This window comes from Spirulina sp. CCNP1310 (assembly GCF_034932185.1).
In the GTDB taxonomy this organism is placed as follows: Bacteria; Cyanobacteriota; Cyanobacteriia; order Cyanobacteriales; family Spirulinaceae; genus Spirulina.
Window position 1 is genome coordinate 1 of the sequence record NZ_JAYGHW010000060.1, and the last position, 3,513, is coordinate 3,513.

Annotated in this window: 5 protein-coding genes; 4 read left to right on the forward strand and 1 reads right to left on the reverse strand. The window is 46.0% G+C overall.

Annotated features, from left to right (window positions below; all coding sequences use genetic code 11):
* Positions 1 to 24 precede the first annotated feature (24 nt).
* Both VB712_RS10780 and VB712_RS10785 read left to right on the forward strand, forming a co-directional pair.
* The gene (locus tag VB712_RS10780) at positions 25 to 264 is read left to right on the forward strand and encodes a type II toxin-antitoxin system Phd/YefM family antitoxin (protein WP_416236321.1); all 240 of its coding nucleotides are present in this window, start codon (positions 25 to 27) and stop codon (positions 262 to 264) included.
* Entirely contained in the window at positions 261 to 659 is a 399-nt protein-coding gene (locus VB712_RS10785; protein WP_323254568.1) for a type II toxin-antitoxin system VapC family toxin, read from the forward strand. The genes VB712_RS10780 and VB712_RS10785 overlap by 4 nt, the downstream gene beginning before the upstream one ends.
* 11 nt (positions 660 to 670) lie before the next feature.
* Here VB712_RS10785 and VB712_RS10790 read toward each other — a convergent pair whose 3' ends face one another.
* Positions 671 to 808 carry a hypothetical protein gene (locus VB712_RS10790; RefSeq protein WP_323254569.1) on the reverse strand — a complete coding sequence of 46 codons (138 nt, stop codon included), beginning with the start codon at positions 806 to 808 and terminating at the stop codon, positions 671 to 673.
* A 147-nt stretch (positions 809 to 955) separates the two neighbouring features.
* Here VB712_RS10790 and VB712_RS10795 point away from each other — a divergent pair, with 147 nt between their 5' ends.
* Together VB712_RS10795 and VB712_RS10800 are read left to right on the forward strand one after the other, a co-directional pair.
* Positions 956 to 1,927, forward strand: a complete 972-nt coding sequence (locus tag VB712_RS10795; protein ID WP_323254570.1) for a glycosyltransferase family 10 domain-containing protein — start codon at positions 956 to 958, stop codon at positions 1,925 to 1,927.
* 183 nt (positions 1,928 to 2,110) lie between these two features.
* The gene (locus tag VB712_RS10800) at positions 2,111 to 3,436 is read left to right on the forward strand and encodes a DNA cytosine methyltransferase (RefSeq protein WP_323254571.1); all 1,326 of its coding nucleotides are present in this window, start codon (positions 2,111 to 2,113) and stop codon (positions 3,434 to 3,436) included.
* The last annotated feature ends 77 nt before the right edge of the window (positions 3,437 to 3,513 follow it).

Here is a 3,513-nt window from a genome sequence, read left to right on the forward strand (position 1 = left end):
CCCTCAACCCCACCCCTTACAAGCATGACAATCATTGATCAAGCCAACATCAACCTTCCCGAACTCCTCTCCCGCGTAGAGCATGGAGAAGAAATCATCATCTCCAACCAAGGAATTCCCATTGCTAAACTCATCCCATTTCAGCCCGCCTTCAATCGCAGATCAAGCCTAGGTCAAGATCAGCATCGCTTCACCGTACCCGAAAACTTCAATGATCCCTTACCAGAAAATCTCTTAATTGCCTTTGAAGGTGGTGCAGAATGAAACTTTTATTAGATACCCAATGTTGGCTCTGGTGGTTTGCTCAACCCGAAAAACTCAATGATAACGCCATTGAAATGATTGCTGAAGAAACCAATGAAATATGGTTTTCTGTTGCCAGTGTTTGGGAGATTGCCATTAAAGTTTCCATCGGTAAACTACCACTACCAGACCCAATTGATCACTACATCCCTAGTCGGATCAATGCCCTCGGTGCAAAATCTTTAACCATCACCAATTCCCATGCCTTGCAAATTGCCACACTTCCCTTATATCATCGCGATCCCTTTGATAGAATCTTGATTGCACAAGCTCAAATAGAAAATATGACGCTGGTTAGTGCAGACTCAAAATTTAATCAATATCCTGTCTCTCTACTATGGGCAGGACGTTCATAAATCTTTCGAGATCACAACAATCCTAACGCCTGGTTCACCTCGTCCAATGTTAAATTAGGCGCATCCTCCTCCTCCGCCTGAGCCTGTGCTAAATCCTCCCGATTCTCTAACAACGCTTGATCCTGCTTCTTCCCAGACGGCCAAACCATCACCCCTTGCCCTTCAAAAAACACCCCCTATCCTAACCCAAAACCCCTAGGGCGAATGGATGCGATGGGGATTCTTCCCCTCCTAGTGGGATAATGGAAACCATGGGCAGGCGATCGCCCCCACTGTTAAGAGAGGACAAAATGGGTATGGTTCACACCGTTGGTATGATTAGCAGCTATCAGGGTCTCCATCAATGGGATTGGCTTTGGTCGCAAACACCCCATCCTTGCGGTCGGTGGGGTGATATCCAAATCCTCGCCCCGGTTGAAAATCCTGACTATCTCCTGCTTTATAATTTCCACGATTTCCCCCTTGATCCCGCCCCCCTTCCCCTGGGGCAACGGTGGCGGCGCAGTCGCCGCGCCCAACGCGCCCAACAATTGGCCCGCAACGCAGAGATGCGCCATCGCCTTACGCAAGTTCCCCGGCATCGAATGATCTCGATTGTGCGGGAACCGCCTTTTCCGGAAAAGAAGGGCGATCGCATTCGTCACTATGTCCAAGCCCAAGACTATTGCAGCCATGTCTTTGGCCCCGATGATTTAGCCCCTAAGCCCCATGTGATGCCCGCGATCTGGTACTACAATCGCAGTTTTCAGGATTTAAATACAATGCCGCCGCCGATGAAGACGGAGCGTTGCGCCTGGATTACTTCGGGGATTGCCCGCACCGCCCACCATCGCCGCCGCCTCGATTTCCTGCGCCTGCTCAGACAGGAACAAGTGAGTTTTGATCTCTACGGCCGGGATTTGCCCCCCGATGTTCAGAGTCGCGGCACGGTGTTGAATAAGGCGAATATTCTCGCCCCTTATTATTACAATTTGGCCATTGAAAACTATGCCGATAATGATTGGTATGTGAGTGAAAAGTTATGGGATGCGCTATTAGGGTGGTGTTTGCCGATCTATTACGGTGGCCCGGCGGCGGATCGGCTGTTGCCCCCCGGTAGTTTTTTGCGGTTGCCGAGTTTAGATGCGGCGGGGGTTGCCTATATTCAGGAGGTGACGGCAAATTTAGATGCTTGGCATGAGGCGCGGGAGGCGATCGCCGAAGCCCGGCAAATCATTCTCCACAAGTTAAATCTAGTCAATTGGCTCTCGGAATTAATCGGTTCGTAGGGGCGAAAAATTTTTCGCCCCATTCCCCCTCAAAAAATTTCCTTGTTCGTCGTAACGACTTTAGTCGTTGGCGTTTGATGAGGGGCAGCGGGCGGTTCCGAATCGGCCCCGTTATGTGATGTTGTACAATTTTGAGCATTGGTAGGTTATTGTAGACTGTAGGAAAGTTTTTTGAAGTAAAGTATGCAACGACCCATAGCGATCGATCTTTTTGCGGGATGTGGGGGGATGTCCCTCGGCTTAGAAGCCGCAGGCTTTGATATTGCTGCTGCCGTTGAATTTGATGCAGTTCATACATTAGTACATCATTTTAATTTTCCATACGGTGTAAGTCTTTGCAAAGACATTGCAACCGTCAAATCTCAAGATTTACTACGAGCGATAGATCGCAAAGGCTTTCAGCGTGAAGTTGATTTAATTGCTGGTGGGCCGCCCTGTCAAGGCTTTTCCCAGATGGGTAAAAGACAGCTTGATGATCCGAGAAATTCACTGGTATTTGAATATTTACGCATCATCAAAGAAATTAAGCCTAAATATTTTCTATTTGAAAATGTCCCTGGTATCGCCTCAGGTCAACACAAAAAATTCCTAGAAGAATTAATCCTTGAATTTGGCAATATCGGCTATTCAGTCCAAAAACCTATTTCTATCTTAAACGCAGCCTATTACGGTGCGCCACAACAGAGAAAAAGACTGATCTTAATCGGTTCAAGGTATGATGTTGAGCCAGCAACTTATCCTGAAAAAACCCATTTAGAAATAGACTCGGAAAAATTTGCTACAGTTAATCATCAGTTTATACAAATATCAACTTGTGAACAAGCCATTGGTGATCTAATTAACCACAATGCTTATGTACGAGGTGATCAGGGGATCAATTCCTCACAGCTAGATTATTCAGGCTTTAGAAAAAGTTTTGCGATGAAGCCCAGTGAAAAATTTAAGCTTTGTCACATTAGAAAAGTTTCCCACCAAGTTTATGGTCATATTGGCTCGAATCATACCAAAATGTCTATAGATCGATTTGCTGTCACCGCCCCAGGAACAGTAGAGCCAATCAGTCGATTTTTTAAACTGTCTCCTCATGGACAATGCAATACATTAAGGGCTGGAACAAATAGTGATAAGGGAGCTTATACAGCCCCTAGACCGATACATTATGCAGTCCCTCGATGTATTACGGTTAGAGAAGCAGCGAGGCTGCATACTTTTCCAGATTGGTTTCGTTTTCACAATACCATTTGGCATGGGTTTAGAGAAATTGGCAATGCAGTCATACCATTTCTTTCTCAGGCTTTAGGGAGTGAAATCATTAAAGCAATGCGGCTCAATTCTGAAGACTTTGAAATTTATACCCTTGATCAACAAGACGAAGATCCGTTAAATTATAACATGGCTCAAGCATCAAAATATTGGGATATTCCTGATAATGTCATCCCCAAAAGAAAAAGAGTGAGTAATGGGCACATCGAAAAAAAGAAAAAACTGAGCCCCCAGGGAAAAATGTGAGAGGCTAGAGGAGGAAGACTCAGGGAGAAAAGCTCATGGCAAAAGGATTTGGTCGAATCAAGCGCCGCCGAAAAAAC